23 protein-coding genes are annotated in these 26,246 nt (G+C 63.5%); 9 read left to right on the forward strand and 14 right to left on the reverse strand.

Translation table 11 applies throughout. The annotated features are described in order from the left end of the window. The first annotated feature begins 4 nt into the window (after positions 1 to 4). Positions 5 to 979: a CHAD domain-containing protein gene (locus H1B27_RS18065; protein WP_061877930.1), complete on the forward strand. Its 975-nt coding sequence runs from the start codon at positions 5 to 7 to the stop codon at positions 977 to 979. Here H1B27_RS18065 and H1B27_RS18070 read toward each other — a convergent pair. After that, positions 976 to 2,829: a PHA/PHB synthase family protein gene (locus H1B27_RS18070; protein ID WP_197966967.1), complete on the reverse strand. Its 1,854-nt coding sequence runs from the start codon at positions 2,827 to 2,829 to the stop codon at positions 976 to 978. The genes H1B27_RS18065 and H1B27_RS18070 overlap by 4 nt on opposite strands. Before the next feature lie 207 nt (positions 2,830 to 3,036). Here H1B27_RS18070 and H1B27_RS18075 point away from each other — a divergent pair, with 207 nt between their 5' ends. Further along, entirely contained in the window at positions 3,037 to 3,765 is a 729-nt protein-coding gene (locus H1B27_RS18075; RefSeq protein ID WP_061877928.1) for a CBS domain-containing protein, read from the forward strand. A gap of 40 nt (positions 3,766 to 3,805) precedes the next feature. Here H1B27_RS18075 and H1B27_RS18080 read toward each other — a convergent pair whose 3' ends face one another. The 3 genes from H1B27_RS18080 to H1B27_RS18090 form a co-directional block, all read right to left on the reverse strand. Beyond that, a complete protein-coding gene (locus tag H1B27_RS18080) occupies positions 3,806 to 4,270 on the reverse strand; it encodes a RidA family protein (protein ID WP_197488662.1) in 465 nt (154 codons plus the stop codon). Between the two features lie 15 nt (positions 4,271 to 4,285). After that, complete coding sequence (locus H1B27_RS18085; protein WP_197966968.1) at positions 4,286 to 5,977, reverse strand: benzoate-CoA ligase family protein; 1,692 nt, start codon at positions 5,975 to 5,977, stop codon at positions 4,286 to 4,288. A gap of 147 nt (positions 5,978 to 6,124) precedes the next feature. Further along, on the reverse strand, positions 6,125 to 6,643 hold the full coding sequence (locus H1B27_RS18090; protein WP_028181148.1) for a MarR family winged helix-turn-helix transcriptional regulator: 519 nt from the start codon (positions 6,641 to 6,643) through the stop codon (positions 6,125 to 6,127). A 251-nt stretch (positions 6,644 to 6,894) separates the two neighbouring features. On the opposite strand from H1B27_RS18090, the gene H1B27_RS18095 reads away from it, so the two are divergent. Continuing rightward, complete coding sequence (locus H1B27_RS18095) at positions 6,895 to 8,070, forward strand: ABC transporter substrate-binding protein (RefSeq protein WP_061877926.1); 1,176 nt, start codon at positions 6,895 to 6,897, stop codon at positions 8,068 to 8,070. A gap of 30 nt (positions 8,071 to 8,100) precedes the next feature. Further along, entirely contained in the window at positions 8,101 to 8,553 is a 453-nt protein-coding gene (locus H1B27_RS18100) for a cupin domain-containing protein (RefSeq protein WP_061877925.1), read from the forward strand. A gap of 9 nt (positions 8,554 to 8,562) precedes the next feature. On the opposite strand, the gene H1B27_RS18105 is transcribed toward H1B27_RS18100, so the two are convergent. The 4 genes from H1B27_RS18105 to H1B27_RS18120 all read right to left on the reverse strand — a co-directional run bounded on the left by H1B27_RS18105 (position 8,563) and on the right by H1B27_RS18120 (position 13,959). Then, positions 8,563 to 9,813, reverse strand: coding sequence for a flavin-dependent oxidoreductase (locus H1B27_RS18105; protein WP_197966969.1), 1,251 nt, complete (start codon positions 9,811 to 9,813; stop codon positions 8,563 to 8,565). Between the two features lie 51 nt (positions 9,814 to 9,864). Beyond that, positions 9,865 to 12,216: a bifunctional salicylyl-CoA 5-hydroxylase/oxidoreductase gene (locus H1B27_RS18110; protein ID WP_197966970.1), complete on the reverse strand. Its 2,352-nt coding sequence runs from the start codon at positions 12,214 to 12,216 to the stop codon at positions 9,865 to 9,867. 101 nt (positions 12,217 to 12,317) lie between these two features. Then, a complete protein-coding gene (locus H1B27_RS18115; protein ID WP_197966971.1) occupies positions 12,318 to 13,154 on the reverse strand; it encodes an enoyl-CoA hydratase family protein in 837 nt (278 codons plus the stop codon). 43 nt (positions 13,155 to 13,197) lie between these two features. Then, the gene (locus H1B27_RS18120; protein ID WP_197966972.1) at positions 13,198 to 13,959 is read right to left on the reverse strand and encodes an SDR family NAD(P)-dependent oxidoreductase; all 762 of its coding nucleotides are present in this window, start codon (positions 13,957 to 13,959) and stop codon (positions 13,198 to 13,200) included. 212 nt (positions 13,960 to 14,171) lie between these two features. On the opposite strand from H1B27_RS18120, the gene H1B27_RS18125 reads away from it, so the two are divergent. The 5 genes from H1B27_RS18125 to H1B27_RS18145 are packed head-to-tail and all read left to right on the forward strand — an operon-like array spanning position 14,172 to position 19,890. Next, positions 14,172 to 14,969, forward strand: coding sequence for an alpha/beta fold hydrolase (locus tag H1B27_RS18125; RefSeq protein ID WP_061877920.1), 798 nt, complete (start codon positions 14,172 to 14,174; stop codon positions 14,967 to 14,969). Positions 14,970 to 14,981: 12 nt separating this feature from the next. Next, positions 14,982 to 16,271, forward strand: coding sequence for an acyl-CoA dehydrogenase family protein (locus H1B27_RS18130; protein ID WP_061877919.1), 1,290 nt, complete (start codon positions 14,982 to 14,984; stop codon positions 16,269 to 16,271). A gap of 2 nt (positions 16,272 to 16,273) precedes the next feature. Next, positions 16,274 to 17,809 (forward strand): class I adenylate-forming enzyme family protein, encoded by a 1,536-nt coding sequence (locus H1B27_RS18135; RefSeq protein WP_197966973.1) that lies wholly within the window; start codon positions 16,274 to 16,276, stop codon positions 17,807 to 17,809. Beyond that, positions 17,806 to 18,894 carry an NAD/NADP-dependent octopine/nopaline dehydrogenase family protein gene (locus H1B27_RS18140; RefSeq protein ID WP_197966974.1) on the forward strand — a complete coding sequence of 363 codons (1,089 nt, stop codon included), beginning with the start codon at positions 17,806 to 17,808 and terminating at the stop codon, positions 18,892 to 18,894. Before H1B27_RS18135 ends, H1B27_RS18140 begins: the two co-directional genes overlap by 4 nt. A gap of 3 nt (positions 18,895 to 18,897) precedes the next feature. Then, positions 18,898 to 19,890 (forward strand): 3-hydroxybutyryl-CoA dehydrogenase, encoded by a 993-nt coding sequence (locus tag H1B27_RS18145; RefSeq protein WP_197966975.1) that lies wholly within the window; start codon positions 18,898 to 18,900, stop codon positions 19,888 to 19,890. On the opposite strand, the gene H1B27_RS18150 is transcribed toward H1B27_RS18145, so the two are convergent. The 6 genes from H1B27_RS18150 to H1B27_RS18175 form a co-directional block, all read right to left on the reverse strand. Beyond that, entirely contained in the window at positions 19,887 to 20,933 is a 1,047-nt protein-coding gene (locus H1B27_RS18150) for a 2,5-dihydroxypyridine 5,6-dioxygenase NicX family protein (protein WP_197966976.1), read from the reverse strand. The two genes, H1B27_RS18145 and H1B27_RS18150, sit on opposite strands and share 4 nt — an antisense overlap. A 32-nt stretch (positions 20,934 to 20,965) precedes the next feature. Then, the gene (locus H1B27_RS18155) at positions 20,966 to 21,733 is read right to left on the reverse strand and encodes an ABC transporter permease (protein WP_197966977.1); all 768 of its coding nucleotides are present in this window, start codon (positions 21,731 to 21,733) and stop codon (positions 20,966 to 20,968) included. Continuing rightward, positions 21,730 to 22,515 (reverse strand): ABC transporter permease, encoded by a 786-nt coding sequence (locus H1B27_RS18160; protein WP_197966978.1) that lies wholly within the window; start codon positions 22,513 to 22,515, stop codon positions 21,730 to 21,732. The genes H1B27_RS18155 and H1B27_RS18160 overlap by 4 nt, the downstream gene beginning before the upstream one ends. After that, positions 22,512 to 23,357: an ABC transporter ATP-binding protein gene (locus tag H1B27_RS18165; RefSeq protein WP_061877912.1), complete on the reverse strand. Its 846-nt coding sequence runs from the start codon at positions 23,355 to 23,357 to the stop codon at positions 22,512 to 22,514. Before H1B27_RS18165 ends, H1B27_RS18160 begins: the two co-directional genes overlap by 4 nt. A 94-nt stretch (positions 23,358 to 23,451) precedes the next feature. Continuing rightward, positions 23,452 to 25,146 carry a dihydroxy-acid dehydratase gene (ilvD, locus tag H1B27_RS18170; RefSeq protein WP_197966979.1) on the reverse strand — a complete coding sequence of 565 codons (1,695 nt, stop codon included), beginning with the start codon at positions 25,144 to 25,146 and terminating at the stop codon, positions 23,452 to 23,454. Between the two features lie 78 nt (positions 25,147 to 25,224). Further along, positions 25,225 to 26,208, reverse strand: a complete 984-nt coding sequence (locus H1B27_RS18175; RefSeq protein WP_197966980.1) for an ABC transporter substrate-binding protein — start codon at positions 26,206 to 26,208, stop codon at positions 25,225 to 25,227. Between the last annotated feature and the right edge of the window lie 38 nt (positions 26,209 to 26,246).

A 26,246-nucleotide genomic window follows, 5' to 3' on the forward strand; every position in this document is an offset into this window, starting at 1 on the left:
AAGGATGTCGGGACCCACCACAAGCTCGAGGGCGACCACGCGTGCCAAGCCGGCGACGCGGCGCAATACCCTGCCCGGCCGCCTCAGCCCCGGCATGGCCTGCGACACGGCCTTCCGGATCATCGCCCGCCGTCACCTCGATGACGTGATCGCTCAGCACGACGGGACCTGCCGCGGCGATCCCGAAGCTCTGCACCAGATCCGCATCGCACTGACGCATCTGCGTACTGCCATCCGCTTCTTCTCGCCGATGGTCGACGACGCCCTGCGCCCGAAGGTCTGGGCCGAACTGAAATGGCTGAACGGCCAGCTCGGCATGGTGCGGGACCTCGACGTGGCGATCGAGCGGGTCGTCGCCGAGACTGGCCACGAACTCGCCGTGGTCGCCGAGCTTCAGCAGTGGGACGAGAAACGGGCCGAGAGCCACAGGCTGCTGGCGCGTGCGCTGCAATCCGCACGGTACCGCCGCCTGGCCGAACAGACCTCGACGTGGATCGAAAGCGGCCCCTGGTCGACCCGGCGCAGCAAGGAAGCCATTCGACTGCGCCGCCGCACGCTCGCCGAACACGCGATGGAGCGGCTGACCGAGTGGGAGACGAGGCTGCTCAAGAAAGCGCGAAGACTCCGCAAGCTCGACGTCGAGAAACGACACAAGCTGCGACTCCTCAACAAGCGGCTGACCTATTCGATCGAATCGCTTCAGGACCTGTTCGCCGCGGAAACGCCGACGAAACACAAGTCCATCCTCAAGCAATTGCGCAAGGCACAAAGAGCGCTCGGACAATTGAACGACGATGCACGAGGACAGGCGCTGGCGGCGTCCTTGAACGGCGCCGGCCTCGGTGCCACCGATCGCTTTCTCAACCGAAAGCGGGAAAAGAAGCTGTTGCGAACCGCGTCGGTGGCCTACCGGAAACTGGACAAGGCCAAGCCGTTCCGCTCCTCGGATCTCGCGCCGGGCTCCGAGCCGGAGGTTTAGGTGTGAACATAGTCTCCCGGCGCATCGGGCAGGCCGGGTGCGCCTCCAAACCCGATCTGCGGCGGATCGCAGGGCGCGCCGGAGCGCGCCGCGAGCCATTTGGCCCATTCCGGCCACCACGACCCTTCAACGCGCGGGGCCAGCTTCACCCATTCATCCGCGCCGACATAGGGCGCATCAGCAGCCTTGGTCAGCACCTGATAGCTGTGGCCGGGCTCCTCTGGAGGCGCCACGACACCGGCATTGTGACCGCCGCTGGTCAACAGGAACGTCACGTCGGCATCGACCTGATAGTGGATCTTGTAGACGGATCGCCATGGCGCCACGTGATCGGCGAGCGTGCCGACCACGAACATCGGCACGTGAATATCGGAGAGCGAAACACTCCTGCCTCCGACGAGATAGCGCCCTCCCGCCAGATCGTTGTCGAGGAACAGCTTGCGCAGATACTCCGAATGCATGCGATAAGGCAGCCGCGTGGCGTCGGCGTTCCAGGCCATCAGGTCGCTCGGCGGCGCGCTCTCGCCCATCAGATAGTCATGTGAGAGCCGCGACCAGATCAGTTCGTTCGAGCGCAGCAACTGGAAGGCGCCGGCCATCTGCGTCGTGTCGAGATAGCCGCGCTGCCACATCATGTCTTCGAGAAAAGCCACCTGGCTCTCGTTGATGAAGAGCGTCAGCTCCCCGGCCTCGGTGAAATCAGTCTGCGCGGCAAGGAGCGTGACCGAGCCGAAGCGGTTATCACCGTCGCGCTCCATCGCGGCGGCGGCGATCGACAGCAATGTGCCCCCCAGACAATAGCCGAGCGCATGGGTCTTCCGACCCGGCATGATCAGGCCGATCATGTCCAGCGCCGCCATGACGCCCAGCCTGCGATAATCGTCAAAGGCGAGATCCCGATCCCTCGCATCCGGATTGCGCCAGGAGATCGCGAACACGGTGAAACCTTGACCCGTCAGATATTTGACCAGCGAGTTCTGCGGCGAGAGATCGAGGATGTAGTACTTCATGATCCAGGCCGGCACGATCAGGATCGGCTCGGGCCGCACCTGCGCGGTGGTCGGATAATACTGAATCAGCTCCATCAGCTCGTTGCGGTAGACGACCTTGCCGGGTGAAACCGCCACCGTCTTGCCGACCACGAACTGCCCGTCGTCCGCCAGTTTCGAGTTGGAGAGCAGGCGCATCAGGTCGCTGCACCAGTTCTGCCAGCCGAAGATGAAATTCTCCCCGCCGCTCTGGAACGCCTTCTCCAGCACCTTCGGATTGGTCGCAGCGAAGTTCGACGGCGCCAGCATGTCGAGCAACTGACGCATCGAGAACTCGACGATGGCTTCATTTGCATGCGACACGCCGCGTACGCCCGTCGCAGCATCGCGCCACCAGCGCTCTCCGAGCAGAAACGCCTGCGCCAGCAGGTTGAACGGCGCGATCTCCCATTGCGATCCCCTGAACCGGCGGTCCCGCTCCTGCGGCTGGATCACGGACCACGGCTTTTGCCCGGGCGACGCCGCGTGCGCGGCAGCTTTCGCGAGCCGGCCGACATCGCGAAGGGCGTTCCGCGAAATCTCCATCTGGCGCTGCGGCGCCGCGGCGAGATGCGAGCTCCAATCGAGCCAGGCGAGCGAGAGGGCAAGTGGCGAAATCCCGCCCGTGAACCGCGCCAGCATCGCGTGCAAGGCGCGGTCCAGAGGATATGGCTCTGATGCAGGCACGGAATCGGCCGCGACCGGAGTGCTTTCGAGTTTTCCGGGGCTCACAAGCGAGGCTTCGGGACCAGCGGCGGGATCGGCGGAGAGAACCTGCACCGCCGGCTCTTCAGCCCGTGGAAATTTCTGCACGACGCTCATAGCTCATGTTCCTGCGGGCTTCAGTTGTACGTGGATAAAGGGTACCGCGAGGCGTCGAAGCCGTGTTGAGCTGCATCAAGCCCGGGTCCGGATCACAATTTCTCAATCGGGATCGATCGTGTTTCGCCCGATTGACTTGCGTCAAACGGCACCTCGATGCCGGAGCTAGGTTGCGCGCATCGAAGTTTCAACAAAGCGGAGTCGTCCATGCGCGCCCATCAGATCATGACCCGGTCGGTCATCTCGGTCACCCCCGACACCAGCATCGTCGAAGCGGCAAATATCATGCTGAAGCGGCACGTCAGCGGTCTCACAGTGGTCGACGAGTCCGGCAAGCTGGTCGGCGTCGTGTCGGAAGGGGATTTCATCCGCCGCAGCGAAATCGGCACCGGCCGCAAGCGCGGACGCTGGCTTCGCTTCATCCTCGGTCCGGGCAAATCCGCGAGCGATTTCGTCCATGAGCACGGCCGCAAGGTCTCGGAAGTGATGACCGACTCGCCCGTGACGATCACGGAGGATACGGCGCTCGCGGAGATCGTCGATCTCATGGAGCGGAACAACATCAAGCGGCTGCCGGTCGTGCGCGGCGACAAGGTCGTCGGGATCGTATCCCGCGCCAATCTGCTGCAGGCGGTGGCGGGCCTCGCCCGCGAAGTACCGGATCCCACCGCGGATGACGACCACATTCGCAGCCGCATCATCGATACCATGGAGAAGAGCGACTGGTGCCCGTTCGGGCTGAACGTGATCGTGCGCAACGGTATCGTTCATCTCAGCGGCGTCATCACCGAAGAGCGCGCACGGCAGGCCGCGATCGTCGCCGCGGAGAACGTCGAGGGCGTGAAGAAGGTGCACGACCATCTTTGCTGGGTCGACACCATGTCGGGCGTCTATCTGAACTCGCCCGAGGACGATGAGCTCGCCAAAGCAAGCTAACCAGGGCGGGTCGATCAGGGAGAGCCGATCGCGACAGAGTTCAGCGAGGAATGACGGCGGTGGCTTCGATTTCGACGCGCGCCGCCTTCTCCACGAGGCGGACCACCTGAACCAGCGCCATCGCAGGATAATGGGCTCCGAAGACGTCGCGATAGACCCGGCCCAGTTCCTTCAGATTGGCCAGGTACTCGTCCATGTCGACGACGTACCAGGTCAGGCGCACGAGGTGCTCGGGCCGGGCACCGGCCTCGGCCAGGATCGCGGCGATGTTGCTCAAGGTCTGGCGTACCTGCGCGACGAAGCCTTCCGCGAGGCGCTCTTCTGCATCCCAGCCGATCACTCCGCCGGTGACGACGATACGCCCTTCAGCAGCCATGCCGTTGGCGTAGCCTTTCGGCACCGGCCAGCCTGACGGCTGGAGGATCTGCGCCCTGATGCGCGTTCCTTCCTCGGCTGCCGTCGGCAGTACCGCGAGTTGCGAGCCTTTCGGGGGCGTCACGGACAATTCTCTATCCTTCTCTCATTCCGCAGCGACGCCTGACGACGTCGCCGCGACCTGCGCCAGCTGCCGCAGGGCAAAGCGCTTCAGCTTGCCGGTTTCGGTCTTCGGCAATTGCGTCACGAACTCGATCGCGCGCGGATATTTGTAAGGCGCAATCTCGCGTTTGACATGCTCCTGCAGCTCCGCCACGAGCTGCGCGTCGGCCGTCACGCCGGGCGCGGCGATGACATAGGCCTTCACGATCATGCCGCGCGCCTCGTCCGGAGCGCCGACCACGCCGCACTCGGCAACCGCCGGATGCGTGAGCAGCGCCGCTTCGACATCGGTCCCCGCGATGTTGTAGCCGGCCGACACGATCATGTCGTCGGAGCGCGACTGGTACCAGAAATAGCCGTCGCTATCCATCAGATAGGTGTCGCCGGTGATGTTCCAGCCGTTCTGGACGTATTTCCTCTGCCGCTCGTCGGCCAGATAGCGGCAGCCGGTCGGCCCGCGCACGGCGAGACGGCCCATCGTTCCAGGCGGCACGTCGCGGCCCTCATCATCGACGATCTTGGCTTCATAGCCCGGCACGGGCTTGCCGGTGGCGCCGGGGCGGATCTCGTCCTCGGTCGCGCTGATGAAGATGTGCAGCATCTCGGTCGAACCGATGCCGTCCATCAGCTTGATCCCGGTGGCCTTGAACCAGGCATCGAATGTCGGCTTGGGCAGTGTTTCGCCCGCGGAGACGCATTTAAGAAGCGAGGAGATGTCGCGGCCCGGCAGCTTGCCGATCATGGCGCGGTATGCGGTCGGCGCCGTGAAGCAGACTGTGATCTTGTACTGCTCGATCGCCGACAGCAGGTCGTCCGGCGTCGTCTTCTCCAGCAGGACGAAGGACGCGCCGATATGCATCGGAAACAGCACGCCGCCGAAGCCGAAGGTGAAGGCGAGCGGGGCCGAGCCGATGAAGCGATCCTTCTGCTCGGCCCGCAGGATGTTGCGCGCATAGCCGTCGCAGACCGCGAGCATGTCGCGGTGGAAATGCATGGTGCCCTTGGGATCGCCTGTCGTGCCCGACGTGAAAGCGATCAGGCAGATGTCATCGGCGGCGGTATCGAGAGCCCCGAACTCCGGGCTCGTATCCGCGATCAGCGCTTCGAGCGAATCGGAAGCGCCGTTGCCCCAATAAACGACGCGCTCGAGACCGGGCGCTGCGGCCTTCGCCTTCTCCATCTCATCGGAGAGTTTTCCGTCACACAGTGCCAGCGTGATCGCCGCTTTCTGGATCGGATAGGACAGTTCCTTGGCGCGGAGCAGCGGCATCGTCGCCACGACGATGCCGCCGGCCTTGATCACCGCGAGATAGGTCGCAACCATCATGGGGTTGTTGGCAGAGCGCAACAGCACCCGGCCGCCGGGAACGAGATTGAGCTTGCCGACCAGCACGTTGGCGATGCGGTTCACCAGCGCCTGCAGCTCGCGATAGGTGTAGCTGACGGAAGGGCTGATGACGCAGGGTGCCTCGCCATGTCCCTGCTCGACCCAGCGATCCAGGAAATAGCTGACGCAGTTCAGTCGCGGGGGGTAGTGCAGCTCCGGCCGCGTGAAGATGAATTCGGGCCAGAGCTCGCGCGGCGGCAGATGTTGCCGCGCGAACGTATCGACATGGGCCGTCGCGGCGTTGCCGTCACACGAACCCGACATTTGAATCTTGGCGGCGTTGGCCATCGCACGCTCCTTTCAGCATGGATTGCACCCGGCAGCACGATCTGAAAACATTTTAGGCTTAAAACAATTCGGCGCAATAGCGGATTTTGGGCACGCCGTGCTTTTTCCTGCGGCAAGAGGGATCGGCGCCCCGCCCAGCGCCGGGGCTTACGACCGGCGGCGCGCGGCCGATTTCTGCGCGGACGCCTTGGTCTTGGCCAGGAGCCGCATCAGCTCGCGCACGTCCTTCGGGGTCAGGTCGGCGAAGAGATCGGCGATCCAGGTTTCGTGTTCCGCAGCCATTCGGCGAAACTCGGCGCGTCCGAGCTTCGTGAGTCGGATCACCTGGACGCGGCGGTCCGTCTCCGAGGTCCGGCGGTCGAGATGACCGGAGTCCACCAGACGCTCCACGAGGCCGGTCACATTGCCGTTCGACACCATCATGCGCTTGGAGACATCGGACAGCGTCATGCCGTCAGGCGCCTTGTCGAGCTGCGCCATCAGGTCGAAACGAGGCAGCGTGACGTCGAATCGCTGCCGGAGCCGGCCGCGCACCTCGCCCTCGATCAGCGTCGTGCAGGTCAGGAGCCGCAGCCACAGCCGAAGCTCTTCGGCGTGGTCCTCCGGCGTTTCGACGGCCTTGGTCTCGGAATCGAGCATGTTGATGCAGCCACTCACGGCCGGCATTGGCGCCGGCACGGATTCCCCAACGTTTTGAGCTTCAAATAAATCGGAGCCGGCTGCAAGTCCAAAGCTGCAACAATCAACCGCAGGACAATTTCTTTAGGCTTCAAACAATTGGCGCGCCGCTTGCATGCGGCGCTCCCCGCAGAGTGCGACGCCTCGAGCTCGGCTTGCCGCGGCGACCATCATCGGCATAAGTTTGAATTTGGAGTACGTGGCTTGCAGCGCAAGCCAATCGTCACGAGGGACAGATCATGAAGACGCAAATGACCTTAGCCGCAGCCGCCGTGCTGCTCGGCACCGTGGTGACCCCTGCCCTCGCCCAGGAAAAAATCAAGCTGGGCGTGATCGTGACCCTGTCGGGGCCTGCCGCCGCGCTTGGCCAACAGGTTCGGGACGGCTTCACGCTTGCAGTGAAAGATCTCGGCAGCAAGATGGGCGGCCGCGATGTCGAGGTCGTCGTCGTCGACGACGAGTTGAAGCCGGATGCAGCGGTGACCAAGGTCAAGGGCCTTCTCGAGCGCGAGAAGGTCGACTTCGTGGTCGGACCGATCTTCTCCAACATCCTCCAGGCGATCCACCGGCCCATCACGGAATCGAAGACCTTCCTGATCAGCCCCAATGCCGGGCCGTCGACCTTCGCCGGCAAGGACTGCAACCCGTTCTTCTATGTGACTTCGTATCAGAACGATCAGGTGCACGAGATCCTCGGCAAGGTCGCGCAGGATCGCGGCTACAAGCGCATGTACCTGATGGTGCCGAACTATCAGGCCGGCAAGGATTCGGTGGCCGGGTTCAAGCTCGACTACAAGGGCGAGATCGTCGAGGAATCCTACATGCCGCTGAACACGCTGGACTTCCAGCCGGAGCTGTCCAAGATTTCCTCGCAAAAGCCCGATGCTCTCTTCACGTTCATGCCCGGCGGCCTCGGCGTCAATCTCGTCAAGCAGTACCGGCAGGCGGGCCTTGCCGATACCATTCCGGTGCTCTCGGCGTTCACGGTGGATGAATCGACCCTGCCGGCGCAGCAGGACGCCGCGGTCGGCATGTTCGGCGGCGCGAACTGGGCGCCCAATCTCGACAATCCCCAGAACAAGAAGTTCGTTGCCGCCTATGAGGCCGCTTATAACATCGTGCCCGGCACCTACGCCTTTCAGGCCTATGACGCTGCGATGCTGATCGACAGCGCGGTCAAGGCGGTGAAGGGCGATCTATCGAACAAGGACGCCGTTCGGGCGGCGCTCAAGAAGGCCGACTTCACCTCGCTGCGCGGCACCTTCAAGTTCAACACCAACGGCTATCCCATCCAGGATTTCTACCTGACCAAAGTCGCCAAGCGTCCGGACGGCAAGTTCCAGACCGAGATCGTCCAGAAGGTCTTCGAGAATTACGGCGACCGCTATGCCAAGGACTGCAAGGCGGCGAACTAAGGCCGCGCATCGCGTTACGGGAGGACTAAAATGAAGAGCGAAATCACCGGCATCACCCGGGCGAATGAGGGCATCCAGGGCATTTCCTGGAACATCCTCGGCCAGACCTATGTGCCGAAGAGCTACGCCGAGCACAGCTTCTCCTGGCATGCGACACTTCCGCCGGGCACGTTTGTGCCGCCGCACATTCATCCCGATCAGGATGAGTATCTCTACATGCTGGAGGGCAAGCTCGATTTCGTGCTCGGCAATTCGGAGTCGCAGGCGAGCGCCGGCGATCTGATCCGGCTCGGCATGGGCGTGCCTCACGGCATCTTCAACAAGTCGGAGCAGACCGCAAAAGTGCTGTTCTGGGTCTCCCCGAGCCGCAAGCTGTTCGACTTGTTCTGGGGCCTTCACAACATGAAGGAGCAGAAGCCCGAGGACGTGGTGGCGCTGGCCGCCGAGTTCAACATCCACTTCCTGCCGCCGCCCGGCGGCTAGCAGCGTGTCTTAGGCGCGTACCGCCGCAAGTCCCGGGACGGCGGCAAAGCCGGCCTTGGTAGCGTAGCCACGCACGATCGCCTCGCGCTGGGAATAGCTCAGGACGTTGTCGACATTGTCGAAACCGTCAGGCGCGAGCTGCTCGACGGCGTCGATGACGCCTTCAGGACCGCCGCGCCGGTTGGAGCGGACGATCTCGGCCGTCATGGGCAGGCGCTTCTTTTCATATTCGAGCAGCGCCTGACGCGGATGTTCGGCGCGCACCAGCGCGTCCGCAAGGCAGCGCGCATCGAGGATCGCCTGCGAGGCGCCGTTCGACCCCACCGGATACATCGGATGCGCGGCGTCGCCGAGCAGCGTGACCCGGCCCGACGACCAATAGGGCAAGGGATCGCGGTCGCAGGTCGGATATTCGTAAAATTCGGGCGTTGCCGAGATCAGGCTCTTCACGTCGATATAGGGCACCGAGAAAAGTGCCACATGCGGCATCAGTTCCTCGCGCCGCCCCGGCCGCGACCAGTCTTCTTTCCGCGGCGGCGGTGCATTGCCCTCGCCCACTTTGACCAGCACCGCCCAATTGGTGAGGCGGCTTGCCGGGCTCGATCCTTCCGCGATCGGATAGATCACCACCTTGGCATTGAGACCGCCGGCCACGATCATCGATTTGCCGGTGAGGAACAGCGGCCAATCGCGGGCGCCGCGCCACAGCATCAAGCCGTTCCAGCACGGCGGCCCCTCGTTCGGGAACAGCGTCTCGCGGACGCGTGAGTGGATGCCGTCGGCGCCAATCAGGATATCCCCACGCGCGGTGCGGACGTGCGTGCCGGCACGATCGAAGAAGTAAGCGGTGACGCCGCCCTCATCCTGCGTGAAGGCACCAAGCCGGCAGCCGGTGTGAATTGCGTCCGGCCCGAGCCGTTCCTCGACGGCACGATGGATGACGCCCTGAAGGCGCCCACGATGGATCGAGAATTGCGGCACATCGTGACCGGCGTCGATGCCGCGGGCTTCGCGCCAGACTTCCTGGCCGTGGCGGTTGAGGTAATAGAGCTGATCCGTGCGGATCGCGACGTCGTCCAGCCTCTGCAACAGGCCGAGCCCGGCCAACTCGCGCATGGCATGCGGCAGCGTGTTGATGCCGACGCCGAGTTCGCGGACGGTGTCGGCCTGCTCGTAGATCTCGCAATCCAGGCCCCGCGAGCGGAACATCAACGCCGTCGTGAGACCACCGATACCGCCGCCGACGATAATCGCCTTCATCGCCCTAACTCCACTCGAAACACAGGCAATGGGTTAACGTCGCACGGGCGGTCACTCCGCCGCAAGCGGCTTTGTCGCCTCCGCCTTGAGCTCGGCCCGGGTCTTGGGCTTAGCCTTAATTCTCAGCTCCTCCAGATCCTGCCGGTCGCGCACGCTGTTGCGGAAAATCTGATCTTTTCCGGGCAGATATTGCGGCGGGCAGAATGCGTCGTCGGCCCCGTACCAGGCCGCCGCCTTCATGGTGAAGAAGGGATCGACGAGATGCGGACGGCCGAGCGCGACGAGATCCGCGCGGCCAGCGGCCAAAATGGTATTGGCCTGGTCCGCCGTGGTGATGTTGCCGACGCACATGGTGGCTACCCGCGCCTCGTTGCGGACCTGATCGGAGAACGGCGTCTGGAACATGCGCCCGTAGACCGGCTGCGCATCGCGCACCGTCTGGCCGGTCGAGACGTCGACGAGATCGACGCCCGCCTCGGTAAAAGCGCGCGCGATGGCGACGGCATCATCCCCGGTGATGCCTCCGTCAGCCCAATCGGTTGCGGAGATGCGCACCGACATCGGCTTGTGCGACGGCCACACTGCGCGTAGCGCCTCGAAGACCTCGAGCGGAAAACGCAGCCGGTTGGCGAGCGAGCCGCCATATTCGTCCGTGCGCGTATTGGTCAGCGGCGAGATGAAGCTGGCGAGCAGATAGCCGTGGGCGCAGTGCAATTCGAGCATGTCGAAGCCGCAGCGCTCGCCGCGCTCGGCCGCCGCGACGAAAGCGTCTCTCACCGCATTCATTCCGGCACGGTCAAGCTCGCGCGGCACCTGGCTGTCGGGGAAATAGGGCAGCGGCGATGCCGAAAAGACTTCCCAGCCGCCCTGTTCCAGGGGGCGATCCATACCGTCCCACATCAGCTTGGTTGCGCCCTTGCGCCCAGCGTGGCCCAATTGAAGGCAGATTTTTGCGGCCGAGTTGCCGTGGACGAAATCAACGATGCGCCGCCATGCGGCTTCCTGCTCGTCGTTCCACAGGCCGGCGCAGCCGGGAGTGATCCGGGCGTCGCGGCTGACACAGGTCATCTCCGTGAAGATCAATCCGGCACCGCCGATCGCTCGCGAACCGTAATGCACGAGGTGGAAGTCTGTCGGCACACCTTCCTTCGCCGAATACATGCACATCGGCGACATCACGGCGCGGTTGGCGATCTCCATCTCACGCAGGCGGAACGGCTGGAACAGCGGCACGATCGGCCGATCGGTGTCGACATCGAAGCCGCTGCTGCGCACCTGCCTGGCAAACGATTTTTCGACCTCCGCCACGAAATCCGGGGCGCGGAGTTTCAGATTGTCATAGGTGATCGCCTTCGACCGCGTCATGACGCCGAAGGCGAACTGCACCGGATCGAAATCCCAGAAGCGGTCGACATGCTCGAACCAGACCAGCGAAACGTCGGCGGCATGCTGGGTCTTCTCGACCTCCTCGCGGCGGCCGTGCTCATAAATTTCCAGCGCCGCCTCGATGCTGGGCGCCTTCTCCATCGCTTCGGCCAGCGCGATCGCGTCTTCCATCGCGAGCTTGGTGCCCGAGCCGACCGAGAAATGCGCGCTCGCCTTGGCGTCGCCGAGCAGGACCATGTTGTCCTTGACCCAGCGCTTGCTGCGGATCATGGGGAAGTTGCGCCACATCGAGCGGTTGGTCAGCAATCGATGCTCGCCGAGGAACCAGCCGAAGATGTCTGCCATCCGCGCGGCGGATTGAGCTTCGTCCAGCCCTGTCAGTCCCGCCCGCTCGAACGTCTCCGGATCGGTCTCGAAGATCCAGGTCGAATGCCCGACCTCATACTGATAGGCATGGGCGATGAACGGCCCCCACTCGGTCTCCTGGAAGATGAAGGTGAAGGCATCGAGCGGCCTGGTCGAGCCCATCCAGGCGAATTTGTTGGAGCGGATGTCGACCTCCGGCTGGAAATGGTCGACGTATTTCTCGCGAAAACGGCTGTTGATGCCGTCGGCGATGAGGATGAGATCGGCATCGGCGAAGCGGGATTCATCGTCGATGTCCACCTCGAAATGCAAGACGACGCCTAGCTCGCGAGCGCGCTCCTGAAGGATCAGAAGCAGCTTGCGTCGCGAGCAGCCGCAAAAGCCGTTGCCGCCCACCCGGTGCACCGTGCCGCGGAAATGCACGGCGATGTCATCCCAGTAGGCGAACTCCTGGGTGATGCGGCGATAGCTCGGAAGATCGTGCTTCTCGAAATTGTCGAGTGTCGCATCCGAGAACACCACGCCGAAGCCGAAGGTGTCGTCGGCGCGATTGCGCTCATACACGGCGATGTCGGCGCTTGGCCGCTGCTTCTTCAGCAGGATCGCCGCATAAAGACCCGCAGGTCCGCCACCGATGATCGCGACTTTCATGGGAGCCTCGCCAATTCACCCGGCCATGGAAACTATTTTAAGCCTAAAATAATTTGGCGCAAGTCCTCGTTGCTGGCGTGGACGCCGTCAAGGCTATCGGTCTAGTCGCCCCTGAATACCGGCTTGACCTTGTTGGCGAAAGCCTCGAAGGCGCGCTCGAAATCCGCCGTGGTCATGCACAACGCTTGGGCAACGGCCTCCGCCTCGATCGCCTCCTCCACCGACATCGCCCATTCCATGGCCAGCATCCGCTTGGTCATGGTGTTGGCGAAAGTCGGCCCATCCGCGATCTGCTTCGCCAGAATTTGAGCCTGAGGCAGCACCTGCTCCGGCGTGACGATGCGGCTGAAGAAGCCCCAGCGCTCGCCCTCTTCCGCGGTCATGAACCGGCCGGTGTAGAGCAGCTCGGAGGCGCGCGACTGCCCGATGATCCGCGGCAGGATTGCGCAGGCACCCATGTCGCAGCCGGCCAGCCCCACCTTGTTGAACAGGAACGCCACCTTGGCCCCGCTCGCCGCAAGGCGCATGTCGGATGCCATGGCGATGATCGCCCCGGCTCCGGCACAGATGCCCTCGACCGCGGCCACGATCGGCTGCGGACAGGCCCGCATCGCCTTGACGAGGTCGCCGGTCATCCGCGTGAAGGCAGTCAACCCCTTGGTATCCATCTTCACGAGCGGGCCGATGATCTCGAACACGTCGCCGCCGGACGAGAAATTGCCGCCGGCACCGGTAACGACGATGGATTTGACCGCATCGTCGAAGGCGCAGGCACGGAAGAAATCGGTCAGCTCCCGATAGCTTTCGAACGTCAGCGGATTCTTTCGTTCGGGGCGATTGAGCGTGACCGTCGCAACACCGTCGACCACAGCCAGCACGAAATGCTGCGGCGAGTAGTCTGCAAGCGGCACGGTGACGGGATTGGCGGGTCTGCTCATGCGATCTCCTTGGCTTCCTTGTTCCCCGACTGCACCAGGCACGCTAGACCTCGCCCCCGGCCACCGCAATCGCCTGCCCGGTGATTGCGCTCGCGCCTTCACCGCACAGCCAGAGAACCGTGTCTGCCACTTCCTGCGGCGTGATCAGGCGTCCTTGCGGATTGTGTTTCGCGAGTTCTGCAATGGCTTGCTCGCGCGTCCGCCCCGTCTTCTTCATGATGTTCTCGATGCTGCTTGCGACGAGATCGGTGTCGGTGAAGCCGGGACACACCGCATTCACGGTCACATTGCTTCCAGCCATCTCGAGGGCGAGCGAACGCACGAGACCGACTGCCGCGTGCTTTGCAGCAGCATACGCGCTGACATAGGCATAGCCCTTGAGCCCGGCCGTCGACGCGACCGCGACGATACGGCCATAGGGGCGATCCTTCATGCCCGGCAGCACAGCCTGGACGGCATGCACGACGCCCATGAAATTGACATCCATCATGCGCGCAAAAAGGGCGGCATCCGATTTCGCGAACGGCGCCGATTCAGCGCTGCCCGCATTGGCAATCAGGATGTCGATCGGCTTGCGCGCACTCGCTCCGGCAATGGCAGCTTTCAGGGACGCTTCGTTCGACACATCAGCGACGGCCGCAAAGTGCGCCGCACCCGCATTGACTGCCTCCTCGAGAACCGCCGCGCTCCGGCCAAGCACGGTCACGGTCGCGCCAGCGCCGACGAGAGAAGCAGCGATCGCGCGGCCGATGCCGCGGCCGCCGCCGGTCACCAGCGCGTGCGGCGAGTGCGGCAATCCGGACATGCGCTGTCTCCCCTCGGATCTCGTGGTCGTTCTTCCGATATATTTTAACCTTCAAATTTTTGCAACGAAGCCGGCGCTCGCCTCCCGAACATCGCCGCACAGAAGCGGCCCGGAAATTGCTTTAAGTATAAAATTATCTCTTCCCATCCCCCACAGGCCTGTTAGCATCGAAGGGCCAAGCAAAAGGATGTCGCGTGTCGCAGCCTGCGCCAATGATAACAAAGGACGGACGCTTCGCCTATGAAGCTGCGGGCGATCCCGGCGCGATACCCCTGATTTTCCTGCATGGCATTGGCGGCGCGGCGCGAAGTTGGAGGCGGCAACTTGCCACATTCGGCGACCGCTTCCGCGCGATCGCGTGGGATATGCCGGGCTATGGCGGATCGGCGCCGCTCGCCAGCGTCAGCATCGCTGCCCTGGCTGATGCACTTCAGCAATTCATCGAGCAGCTTGGCGCGGCCAAGCCCATTCTGGTCGGCCATTCCATCGGCGGCATGATCGTCCAGAAGTGGCTGGTGCAGTCCCCCAAACTGGCACGCGCGGTCGTGCTGGCGCAGACCAGCCCTGCCTTCGGCAAGGCTGACGGCGATTGGCAGAAATCATTCATCGCGGCACGGCTCGGGCCGCTCGATCGCGGGGAGACCATGAAGTCGCTGGCGCCAACGCTGGTGAAGGAGCTCGTCGGCGACGACCCCGATCCGAACGGGATGGAGCTTGCCCGCGAATGCATGGGAAGCGTGCCCGAGGCAAGCTATCGCGCCATGATGCTGGCTCTCATCGGCTTCGATCAGCGCAGCACGCTTCGGGATATTTCTCTCCCAACACTGCTGCTGTCCGGCTCCAGGGACAACAACGCGCCTGCGCCGATGATGGCAAAGACGGCGACCTATATCCCTGGGGCTGAATATGTCGAGCTCGCCGGCGTAGGCCATCTCGCCAATCTCGAACGCCCCGCCGCCTTTGACGAAGCTCTCGGCCGGTTTCTTAACTCACTCGCGACCAAAGCCTAAGGTAACTGCGCGATGACCATGCAAGTCAGCAAGACGATTGGCACGACCAACAAGATCGCGCTGGATGCGCCGATCTTCGATCCTGTTGCCTTCCGCCTGAGCGAGGAGCAAGCCGGCATCATTGCGCGCGCCCGCGAGATCGGCCAGAGCGTCTTTGCCGGCCGCGCCGCGACCTATGATCGCGAAGCGATCTTCCCGACCGAAAACTATCGCGACCTGCATCGCGTCGGGCTGCTCGGCATCGCAGTCCCCAAGAAGCACGGAGGACTTGGCGCGAACTACCAGACCTATGCCTTGGCCGCCGCCGAGATCGGCCGCTATTGTGGCGCGACCGCCCTCACCTGGAACATGCATGTCTGCTCGACCCTGTGGTCGGGCCCCCTCGCCGACGATCTCGACATGGATGTAGAGACGCGCGCGGAGCATGAGCGGCGGCGCGCGGTTCACTACAAGCGCATCGTCGAGCAGGGTGCGATCTACTCGCAACCCTTCTCTGAAGGTGGCGCGGCGGCGGCCGGCGGTGTCGCGTTTGGCACGGAAGCGAAGCCGGTTGCAGGGGGCTGGATCGTCAACGGCAAGAAGATCTTTGCCTCGCTCTCCGGCCACGCCGACTATTACGGCGTGCTTTGCACCGAGATCGAAGAAGGCGAGAAGGCCTCGCGCCGCAACACGCTTTACCTCGCCATCCCCGCCAAGTCGGAAGGGGTCTCTGTCGTCGGCGACTGGGATCCGCTCGGCATGCGGGGCACGGTCTCGCGGACGCTTCTGTTCAAGGACGTTTTCGTGCCGGAGGAGTCCGCGCTGATGCCGCGCGGCGTCTATTTCCAGGCAGCTCAGCGCTGGCCGCACATGTTCCTGACGCTGTCGCCGACCTATATGGGCCTGGCACAAGCCGCCTATGACTTCACCGTGCGCTACTTGCGCGGCGAGGTTCCGGGCATGCCGCCGGTCAAGCGGCGGATGTACCCGACCAAGCAGATCGCGGTCGCGCAGATGCAGATCAAGCTGGAGCAGATCAAGGGGATCTGGTTCCAGGCCGTCACCGAAGCCTGCGCCAATCCGAGCAAGGAGCAGGTGCTCCGGGCCTATGCCGCGCAATATTCGGTGATGGAAGGCGCCAATGAGCTCGCCGCACTCGCGATCCGCACCTGCGGCGGTCAGGCCATGCTCAGGTCGCTGCCGCTCGAACGGATCTATCGGGACAGCCGCTGCGGCTCGCTGATGCTGCCCTGGACCGCCGAGCTCTGCCTCGACCGGATCGGGCGCGAAGCGCTGTACGAGGCCGGTGAAACGGACGACTGACGGTGGACCTCTGCAGCCTGATAGACCGCAATGCGGCGTTCGCTCCAGACAAGACGGCTATTTCCTTCGAAGGGACGCGGCGGAGCTATGCGGCATTCGCCGCACGCATCGAACGGACAGCAACCGCCTTGAAGCAGGAGCTTGGTGTCGGCCGCGGCGACCGCGTCGCGATTCTGAGCCTGAACCGGCCCGATTATCTGGTGCTGCTCTATGCGTGCGCGCGGCTCGGGGCTATCCTGGTGCCACTGAACTGGCGGCTGGCTATCGCCGAGCAGCTGTTCATTCTCAGCGATGCCGGCGCCAAGGTTCTCGTGCTTGAGCAAGCCTTTGAGGGACTTCTTTCCACGCTCGCGCAGTCCGCACCGGGGACTGCCGTCGTCGGCCTCGACTTCGCACCGCCCGGCGGCACAACATTCGAAGGCCTGCTGGCCAGGAGCGACGGCACCAGCCGAAACCCGCACACCGATCTCTCGTGTCCGCTGCTGATCGTCTACACGTCGGGGACGACCGGGCGCCCGAAAGGCGCGGTACTGCGCCAGGAGGCGCTGTTCTGGAACGGCGTCATGAGCCAGCACATGCACAACATGACGTCCGACGACCACGTGCTGACCGTGCTGCCGTTCTTCCACGTCGGCGGCCTCAACATCCAGACGACGCCGGCGCTCCAACTGGGCGCGACGGTCACGATCCATGCGCGCTTTGCGCCGGATACCGCGCTTGCGGCCATCGAACAGGAGCGGCCGACACTCACGGTGCTGGTGCCTGCGATCATCCAGGCGGTGAGCGAGCATCCCGCCTGGGCGACCGCCGATCTTTCGTCGCTCAAGGCCGTCGCAACAGGCTCGACCATCGTGCCTCCACACCTGATCGAGCGTTTTGTCGCACGCGATGTCCCGGTGCTTCAGGTCTACGGCTCGACCGAGACCTGCCCGATCGCAATCTACACAAGGCTCGGCGGCGATCTTTCGCGCGCGGGATCGACCGGCCTTGCCGGCCTGTGCTGTGAAGCCAAAGTGATCGATCAGGCTGGCAATGAGATGCCGGCGGGCACGCCGGGCGAGATCGCGGTGCGCGGGCCCAACGTGTTCTTTGAATATTGGGGCAACGAGGCCGCAACGCGCGACGCGCTGCACGATGGCTGGTATCGTACCGGCGATATCGGCCTGTGTGATTCCGACGGTTATTTCTGGGTCCGCGACCGCAAGAAGAACATGATCATATCCGGCGGGGAAAACGTCTACCCGGCCGAGGTCGAGCGCGTCCTGCTCGAACATCCTGATGTCAGCGAATGCGCCGTGATCGGCCGGCCCGATCCGCGCTGGGACGAGGTGCCGATCGCCTATGTCATTGCGAAATCCGGCTGCCGGCTCGAGGCGGACGAATTGAGGGCGCATCTTCAGGCGCAACTCGCGCGCTATAAGGTTCCGCGCGAGATCGTGTTCGTCACCGATCTGCCGCGGACGGCGCTCGGCAAGGTCCAGCATTTCCTGCTGAAGCAGCTTGATACGCAGTCCCGCACGCAAGGAGAAGCATCTTGAAGATTGCGGTTCTGGGTGGGGGGAACGGCTCTTTCGCGGCCGCGGGCGATTTTGCACTGTCGGGACATGAGGTGCGGCTGTGGCGCCGCGATGCCGATCAGGTCGCGGCACATCGTGCCGCGGGCGCGCGCATCACGGTCAAGGATCACAACGGCCGCCACGAGGTGAAGCTCGCGCTGGTCACGACCGATATCGCCGAAGCCGTCAACGGCACGGAGCTGATCCTGTGCCCCGCCCCTGCCTTCGCACAGCCGGATATCGCCCGCCTGCTCGCCCCGCATCTGCGAGACGGCCACGTCGTGTTTCTGCCGCCGGCGACATTCGGCTCGATGATCTTCGCCCAGGCGGCGCGGGATGCCGGTAATCACGCCAAGGCAAGCTTTGCGGAGACCGGCACGCTGCCGTGGCTCACCCGCAAGCACGGGCCATTCGAGGTCGCGACCACCATCCGCGCCAAGCGATTGCCAGTGGGCGTATTCCCGCTCGACCAGGCTCCCCACGCGCTCGATGTCATCGGACGCGCTTTCCCGGGCGTGATCGAGCCATGTGGAGACGCGCTGTCCGGAGCGCTCATGAATGCAGGACCCATCATCCATCCGCCACTGATCGTGATGAACGCCGGCCCGATCGAACATTTCGAACGTTGGGACATTCACAAGGAAGGCACGCAAGCCGCGATCCGGCGGGTCACCGACGCGCTCGACGCCGAGCGGATCGCCGTGCGGGAGGCGCTCGGCTACGGCGCACCGCATTTCCCGCTCGCTCATCACTACGCGAAAGAAGGCGAGATCTGGATGTACGGCCGCGGCTCGCACGACCGTCTGACCGATTCCGGCGACTGGCGCGAACGGATCGTGCTGAGCGAGCACCGCTACATGCGCGAGGATCTGCGGCTCGGGCTGTCCCTGCTAGTTTCCGTCGCCGGCCTCGGGGGAGTGGCCACACCGCTGGCCAAGGCGTTCCTGTCGATCGGCGGCGCGATCTGCGGCGAGGATTTTGCGCGAGGTGGCCGGACGCTCGAGACGCTCGGGCTTGGCGATCTCAGCAGGGCTGAACTACAGACGCTGCTTCGTAACGGATTCTGATCGATGACCAATCGCATCAATATCGCCTGTCTCGGCGCTGGCCGCATGGGCCGGGGCATCGCCGTTGCCTTCGCCTATGCGGGACACAGGGTCACGATGATCGATATCAAGGCGCGTTCCGCGGAGGATTTCACCAGGCTGGAAACGGACGCGCTCGGTGAAGTCAGCAAGACTTTCGCCAGCCTTTCGAAGCTGGGGCTCTTGGCCGAGGCGGATGTCGATCCGCTCATCGCGCGCGTCTCGGTCGTCGCGGCCGCCGGACGCGATGCGGCACTGGCCGAGGCCGGCATGGTCTTCGAAGGCGTACCCGAGATGGTCGAGCTCAAGCGCGAGGTATTGGCGGCAGCGTCAAGCCAAGTCGGCCCGGATACGATCATTGCATCGACGACATCGACAATCCTCGTCGACGATCTCTCCGGCGCGATCGTGAACCCTCGCCGCTTCCTCAATGTGCATTGGCTCAATCCGGCCTATTTGATTCCGCTGGTCGAAATCTCGCCCGGCAAGGCCACCGATCCGGCCGTCATCGACGATGTCAAGGCATTGCTCGAGGGCATCGGCAAGGTACCGGTGGTCTGCGCCGCCACACCGGGTTTCATCGTCCCCCGCATCCAGGCGCTGGCAATGAACGAGGCCGCGCGCATGGTCGAGGAAGGCGTCGCCAGCGCTGAGGAGATCGACAAGGCGATCCGCTACGGCTTCGGCTTCCGCTACGCCGTGCTCGGGCTGCTCGAATTCATCGACTGGGGCGGCGGCGACATCCTCTACTACGCAAGCAGGTATCTGGAAGGCGCGCTCGGCAGCGAGCGCTATCGGGCACCGGACGTCATTTCACGCAACATGCATGAAGGCCGGATCGGCCTGCGCACGGGCGCAGGTTTTCTCGATTATTCCGAGCTCGACATCGACGCCTATCGCGCGAAGCGGCTCCAGGCCATGGTAGACCTGCTCCGGCATTTCGGACTGGCGCGCCCCCCGGTGCTCGACCGCAACTAGCCGAAGACGTCCTGGAGCACGCCCTCCCGGACCACCGCAACGCCGTCGAGCTCGATCGTCATTCCCATCATCGGCAGGTCGAAATGTCCTGCCGTGTAGCGCCCTGCGAATTCATTCGCGCCGGTCGAGAACAGGAAATTGCCGGAGACGGCCCGAATCTCGGTGCCGTTGGTGTCGCGCTGGTCGTACATCGACAGCGCCTCATAGCGCGCGCCCGGATTCATGCCGAAGCCGACATGCGACACGGCGTAGGCTTCGCGATCGCCCCAGGCGGCGAGATAGGCACGCATCATCGCAGCATCCGTGCCCTCGCCTTCCAGCTCGACGACATAGTCGTCCTTCAACGTCATCTTCACAGGAGACGTCAGGTAGCGCTTGAAAGTGAGGTTGATGTCGCCGGGTGCCATCACCAGCGTACCGTTGATGGTTCCGCTCTTGGGGAAGCTGACGACGATTCCGCCGGGCCAATGCGCCAGGGTGCCGGGTTTGTCGGTCCAGCCCCACACACCGACCGTGGAGGCGCCGACCATGTCGATGTCGAGCGCCGTTCCGGCCTTCGACGTCACCCGCATCCGCTTGGTCCCGCGTAGCATCTTCGCCGCGGCGCGAACACGCTTCTCGAGCGCGGGATCCGGCACCATGCGCTCCAGCGCCTCGGGATGCTCGTTGGAGATCACCAGGATCCGCGCGCCGGCTTTGAGGATCTCAGGCGTCTCCACCGCGTGCATCAGACCCTCGATGGTGCAATCCACCACGAAACCGGCCTGCTGCAATGCGCTGATCACCGGTCCAAGGCGCTGGATCGCCTCGCTCGCGCCCGTCGAACGAACCGGAACGATATTCCGGTTACGCGGCGTCGGCATCACCACATGAAACGGCCGCGCTCCCATTCGCAGCAGGGCAAGCTCCGCCAGATGCACGTTCAACGCACGCGACTGGGTTTCCGAGAGGATCGCCGCGGTATCTCCGGCCTTGACGGCACATCGCTCGAATATCTCGCAGAATGCATCAATCCATTTTGCCTCGATGCGATCGGCCAGCATGGTTCTCTCCCGGTCTTCAGAGTTCTTGTTTGTTACGCTTCAGGGAAGCCCCGGAGCAAGTACAAGCGCAGCGCTCCCAGCAGGCCGTTCAGGATCAGCCCCAGCAGCGAGATCGTGATCAATGGCACGAACATATCGACGGCCTGGAAGGTTCGGGCCGCCGTCACCAGCGCGTGCCCCAATCCGTCCGTCGACGTGATCATCTCGGCCAGAAACACCACGATGCAGGAAATGACAAGGCCGATCCGGCATCCCGTCAGGATCGACGGCATCGCGGCAGGCAGCACCACTTTGAAGAGGATTTCATAGCGCGGCGTTCCGGCCGCCATGGCCGACCAGATCAGCTTCTGCTCGACGGTCGATGCACCGTAATAGGTGGAGAGCAGAATGGGAAACAAGGCATCCGCGGCGACCAACGTGATCTTCGATCCGTGGCCGAACCCGAGCAGGAGCAGGAGCGCCGGATAGAGGGCAACCTTGGGCAACGGCGCCAATACGCGGACGATAGGACGGACCACGGCGTTGATCGCGGGGTTGGCGGCAGCCGCGATACCGATGCTCACGCCTAGCACGACCGCAATCGCGAACCCCGCAAACAGCCGGATCAGCGTTGCCGCGATCTCCTGCTGAAACGCGAACGTCACGAGCTGCTGAAGCAGCCGGCCGAAGACGAACCCCGGCGGCGGCAGCAAGACCGCGGGCGCAAAGCCGAATGACACCAAGCCCTGCCATACCGCGATCACCAGCACGATCGGGGCAATCCCAAGAAAGACGTTTGGGGAGAAAAAGCGCGACATCATGAGAAGCTCAGCGGCATGTCGAACTGCGGTTCGGACCAACGCACAAGTCTGGCACGAGCCCTTTCGAAAAGCGCGTCGAGGAAAATTCCCATCGCCCCCACGATGATGATCATCGCAAAGACGGTGTCGTATTGGCCCATGTCGAGCGCATTGAACAGGATATTGCCGGCGCCCGATTGACGGGCGATCATCTCACTGGTGATCATCGTGATCAGCGCCAGCACCAATCCTGTGCGGCACCCGGTCAGAATTTCCGGCAGCGCCGCGGGCAGCACGATCCGCACTAGGCGTTGTGCGGGCGAAAGCCCCATCGCGGCACCCGACCAAAGCATCTTCTCCTCGACCGCCTTGGCACCCTCGAAGCTGTGGTAGATCACGGGAAGGCTGACGCCCAGAAAGATCACCAGTGTCTTGGTGACGTCTCCAACGCCCAGCCAAAGCATGATAATCGGCATCAAGGCGGCCTTCGGCACCGGATAAATCACCATCAGGAGCGGATTGAAGAAGGCCGCGACGCCCCGGCTGCGTCCCATCAACAGCCCCAGTGGAATCGAAACCAGCACCGCTACACCGAACCCGATCGCCATGCGGCGAAGCGAAGCAAGGATGTTGAGCAGGGATTCCTTGTCGCCGAGAATGTCCGGAATTGCCCGGACCGCCTCAATCACCGTCGGGAAGCTGTCGTTCTTCAGTGCGACTGAGGCGACCTGCCACACCGCGAGCAATCCGATGCAGGCCAGCACCGGAGCAGCCCTCTTGATCAACGCAGCTGGTGTCATCATGAGACAGGCCCGGCTTCGTCGCTCTCATCGAACATGCGCTCGATATCGACGACGTACTTCTGATAGCGCGGGTCGAGCAACAACTCGTTGCGGCGGCGCGGCCGCGGCAGATCGATGTCGATGACTTGCCGGATTCGCCCGGGTGATTTCGACATCATGACGACCTTGTCCGAGAGGAAGACGGCCTCATCGACCGAATGAGTGACGAACAGCACCGTCTTGCGGTCGCGCTCCCAGATGGTCAGAAGATCGTTCTGCAGGCGCGTCCGGGTGTGCGCGTCGAGCGCACCGAACGGCTCGTCCATCAGCAGAACTTCGGGATGATAGGCGAGCGTTCGTGCCAGCGCGACGCGCTGCTTCATGCCGCCAGAAAGCTCTTTCGGATAGAAGTTCTCGTAGCCCTTGAGGCCGACCATCTCGATCAGGGCCCGGCTCTGCGCTTCGGCCTCGGCGGTGCGCACACCTTGCTGGCGTGGGCCATACATCACATTGCCCAGCACGGTCTTCCAGGGAAACAGGGCGAACTCCTGGAACACAGGTCCGCGATCCGGACCGGGCCCGGTAATCGCATGTCCCTTGATCTTCGCCATGCCGCTGGTCGGGCTGACAAAGCCGCCAACGATATAGAGCAGTGTCGACTTGCCGCAGCCGGACGGACCGAGAATTGAGACGAAGGCGCCCTCCTCGATCGTCAGCGAGATATCCGACAGCGCCAAATGATCCTTGCGCGCCGAGGTCTGAAAGACCTGCGAGACGCGATCGATCTCGATGATTGCGGAAGCCGGCTCTTGTGATGTCACCGGTCTCATCCATTCGCTCGATCTCGCAGCCACTACCGTCATCCCGTATCTCGTCTCACTCGCGCGAACATTCAGCAGCACGAGCTTAGCAAGAAACCTGCCAGACAGGCCTTCGCCTTCGCACACGTGCGGTGCGTCATTCGAACCACGGCCATTCTGCCGGGCCTTCATGCGTAACGGCTCCGCCCGGCGCTTGGCCGACCAGCCGCGCATATTTTGCGAGCGCACCTGCACGGTGACGCGGCGGGCGTTGCTTCCAATCGCGCCGCCGCGCGGTGAACTCCTGCTCGTCGAGCAGCACGTCCATCCGCCGATTTGCGGCATCGATCCGGATCCTGTCGCCGTCGCGAACAAGCGCCAATGGACCGCCAACAAACGCCTCGGGAGACACGTAGCCGATGCACATGCCGCGGGTCGCCCCCGAGAACCGCCCGTCGGTGATCAGGGCAACTTTTTCGCCCATGCCCTGTCCGTAGATCAGCGCGGTGACGCCGAGCATCTCACGCATGCCGGGGCCGCCGACCGGCCCTTCGTTGCGGATCACGAGGACCTCGCCCGCCTTGTAGCTGCGGTCGCGAACCGCTTTGACGCAGGCTTCCTCATCCTCGAAAACACGCGCGACGCCCTCGAAGAACTGGCTCTTCAAACCGGCAACCTTGATCACCGCACCGTCCGGACAGAGGTTGCCCTTCAGAACTGCAACGCCCCCATCTGGCATGATAGGCGCACGAGACGCGTAAACGACCACGCCATCGGGAGCATTGGCCGCATCATATTCTTCGGCAAGCGTTCGGCCCGTGATGGTGATGCAGCTGCCATCGATATGCCCGCTCTGGATCAGCTCGCGGATGACCACCGCCGCGCCGCCGATGTCGTAGACATCTTTCGCCGTGTATTTGCCCCCTGGCCGCAGATTTCCGATCAGCGGCGTCCTGGCAAATACCTCGCCCACATCGTCGATCGCGAATGCAATGCCGGCCTCGTTCGCGATGGCAGGAAGGTGCAACGCGGCGTTAGTCGAGCCGCCCGTCGCGGCCACGATCGCCGCGCCGTTCTCCAGGGACTTGCGCGTCACGATATCGCGCGGCAGCGGTCCACCACGCCCCAGCATCTCCATGATCAGCCGTCCGGCACGCCGCGAGATCTGCGCACGCTCAGCGTAGACACCGGGCACCATCGAAACGTTTGGAATGGTCAGGCCCATCGCCTCCGACACCATTCCCATGGTATTCGCGGTGAACTGGCCGGCGCACGCGCCGATCGTCGGCAAGCAGGCGCGCTCGATCCGCTCGAGCGTAGCGCCGTCGATCTCACCGGTCATGAAGCTGCCGACGGCCTCATAGGAGTCCAGCACCGTCAACGTTCGACCGTCCACGCGGCCCGGCAGCGAGCTGCCGCCATAGATGAAAATGGACGGCACGTTGCAGCGAACCATGCCCATCATCACGCCGGGAAGCGTCTTGTCGCATCCGCCGTACCCGATCAGCGCATCGTAGGCCAGTCCATGCACGACGGCTTCGATCGAATCGGCGATCAGCTCCCGCGAGAACAGGGAGAACTTCATCCCCTCGTGGTTCATGCTGATGCCGTCGGAAACCGAGACGGTCGAGAATTCGCGCGGTGTGCCGCCGGCTTCCTCGATGCCTGTCTTGGCCGCGGCGACCTGGAAATCGTGGGTCATGTTGCAGGGCGTCTGCTCGCCCTTCATGCTGACGATGCCTACCATCGGCTTGGCGATCGCAGCGTCGTCCAGCCCCATGGCGCGCATGAATGCACGATGCGGGGCCCGGTCAAGCCCGTTTGTGGTGACGCGTGATCGCAACTTCTTCATATGTGCATCTTCTTCATTCAGCGTCCCGGATGATCCGGAACGCTGCGGTCTCCTCGTCTGGGCAGCCCGCCAGGCCCCTTATTGCAGCGGTGCAACGATGGTCGGGTGCTTGAATTGTGCGACATCCAGTTTCGGCAGCATTCCTGTCTCCGCATAGATATCCAGCATCTTCTGGATCGCTGGGAAGTTTGGTGCTGCGCCTGGATCGCGACCGAAATCGTTGTCTTTGAGCAGGTAAGTCTCAAGCACCGGAACAGGCGCCTTCAGAACTTCATTGACCACCTTGAGGGTCTCTTCGCGGTTCGCCAGCGCCTTCTTCATGCCTGACGTGATGTCGCGAACATAGGCTTTGACCAGTTGCGGATTCTTGTCGACGAAATCGGCACGGCAGGCTTCCAGGATGTGCACGATGTTCGGCATGGCCTGGGACAGCGAGAACAGCTTCCTTGTGCCGCCCTTGGCCTCCGCGCGTGCGGCAAACGGCTGGTTCATGTTGACCGCATCGACGCGGCCTTGGCGCAGCGCGTCCTCGGAAACTGCAAAGCCGACCTCGACCAGCTTGATGTCCTTGGCCGGATCGACGCCATTCTGCTTCAAGAGCAGGTTGAATGGCCCTTGCGTGCCGCCACCGATCACGGAAATGCCGACCGTTTTGCCCTTGAGATCGGCGATCGTCTTGATGGGCGAGTCATCCTTGACGGCCCAATAGACCGAGAAACCGCCAGGCTTTTCGAAGACGTGTTGCGCGACGATATAGGCCTTGAGATTGCCGCCGACCACGCCATTGGAGAGCGACAGTGGCGCCTGCGTCGCGCAGTCCAGCGCGCCGGCCGCCAATGCCTGCGTCATCGGCGCGGTGCCCTGGAATTGGGTCCATTCGACGTTGTAGGTCTTGCCGATGCTGGGAAACTCGGCCGGCCTGCGCATCATCCAGTACTTGGATTCCTCGGCCGGGATCGTCCAACCGACGCGGATCGTCTGCTGCCCCCATGACGGGCTTGCCGCCGCGCTCGCGGCTGCTGCCGCCCCCAAAGCCAGGATCCATTTCGAAACGGTTCGCATCGTACCCACTCCGCTGCTCCGGCGCCGACAGGCGCCCC

The organism is Bradyrhizobium diversitatis (assembly GCF_016031635.1).
GTDB lineage: Bacteria > Pseudomonadota > Alphaproteobacteria > Rhizobiales > Xanthobacteraceae > Bradyrhizobium > Bradyrhizobium diversitatis.